Origin of the sequence: Trabulsiella guamensis ATCC 49490 (genome assembly GCF_000734965.1) — a bacterium.
GTDB classification, from domain to species: Bacteria; Pseudomonadota; Gammaproteobacteria; order Enterobacterales; family Enterobacteriaceae; genus Trabulsiella; species Trabulsiella guamensis.
The window spans coordinates 1-1642 of sequence record NZ_JMTB01000097.1 but is presented as its reverse complement, the minus strand read 5'-3'; the positions used below and the strand labels follow the sequence as shown (position 1 = coordinate 1642).

General features: G+C 61.8%; 1 protein-coding gene. It reads right to left on the bottom strand.

The annotated features are described in order from the left end of the window. Positions 1–1642, bottom strand: a 1642-nt coding sequence (locus tag GTGU_RS16150) for an Ig-like domain-containing protein (protein WP_038159252.1), incomplete at both ends; no start/stop codon positions are given.

The window sequence follows — 1642 nt, the reverse complement described above, 5'->3', positions numbered from 1 at the left end:
TCACGACCGGAGCCGCCGTATCGACGGTCAGGTTGTGGCTGGCGGTGGCCGGGTTACCGGCAATGTCAGAGACAGACGCCGTAATTACGGTGTTGCCGTCAGTCAGGACAGAGACCGCAGACGCCGGAACAGTGATGCTCCAGCTGCCGTCCGCCTGGACCTGTGCGGTGTAGTTGATACCGCCGACAGTGACGGTCACGGTCTGACCGGCCTGTGCGGTGGTCATGCCGTTAATCACCAGGTCAGCCTGCGCTTCGGTCGCATTCAGGATGTCGTCAACGGCCAGGGTGTTAATGGTGATCACCGGTGCTGCCGCATCCACCAGCAGGTTCGCGGTGGTGCTGGTGCTGTTACCGGTGCTGTTGGTGGCGCTGGCGCTGACTGTGTAATCCGCTTCGCCGAGGCCCGCCAGATCGGCGGCCGGGACGGTCAGGGACCAGTTGCCGGAAGCATCTGTCACTGCTGTGTACGCGGTGCCGTTCAGCATTACCGTTACGGTGGTGCCTGCTGTCAGGCCGGTGCTGGTACCGCTCAGAATCAGATCCTGCCCTTTTTCAGCGGCGTTCAGCACGTTATCGGTGCTGATGGCGTCAAAGGCCAGCGTCGGTGCCGTGGCATCGACATTCACGTCGTGTGTTGCCGAACCGCTGTTACCCGCAGCCGTGGTCACGGTCACGCTGATGGTGCTGGTGCCGTCCTGCAGGGCAGTCACATCGGCCGCCGGAACGCCGACGCTCCAGTTGCCGTTCGCATCAATGACAGTGGTGTAGCTGTTGCCGTTGATAGTCACGGTCACAGAATCACCTGGCGCAGCGTTGGTTGCAGAACCGCTGATCACCTGTGCCTGACCGTGTTCGGTGGTGTTCAGGATATCGTCACCGGCGACGGTGTTAATCGTTACTACCGGAGCCGCCGTATCGACAGTCAGGTTGTGGCTGGCGGTGGCCGGGTTACCGGCAATGTCAGAGACAGACGCCGTAATTACGGTGTTGCCGTCAGTCAGGACAGAGACCGCAGACGCCGGAACAGTGATGCTCCAGCTGCCGTCCGCCTGGACCTGTGCGGTGTAGTTGATACCGCCAACAGTGACGGTCACGGTCTGACCGGCCTGTGCGGTGGTCATGCCGTTAATCACCAGGTCAGCCTGCGCTTCGGTGGCATTCAGTATGTCATCAACGGCCAGGGTGTTGATAGTAATGACCGGTGCTGCCGCATCCACCAGCAGGTTCGCGGTGGTGCTGGTGCTGTTACCGGTGCTGTTGGTCGCGCTGGCGGTCAGCGTGTAATCCGCTTCGCCAAGTGTAGCCAGATCCGCTGCCGGGACGGTCAGGGACCAGTTGCCGGTGGCGTCGGTGGTCGCGGTGTACGCGGTGCCGTTCAGCATTACCGTTACGGTGGTGCCTGCTGTCAGGCCGGTGCTGGTACCGCTCAGAATCAGATCCTGCCCTTTTTCGGCGGCGTTCAGCACGTTGTCGGTGCTGATGGCATCAAAGCTGATGCTTGCCACAGACGAGTCAACGTTGATGTCGTGCGTTGCCGAGCCGCTGTTACCCGCAGCCGTGGTCACGGTCACGCTGATGGTGCTGGTGCCGTCGTTAAGGGCAGTCACGTCAGCCGCCGGAACACCGACGCTCCAGTTGCT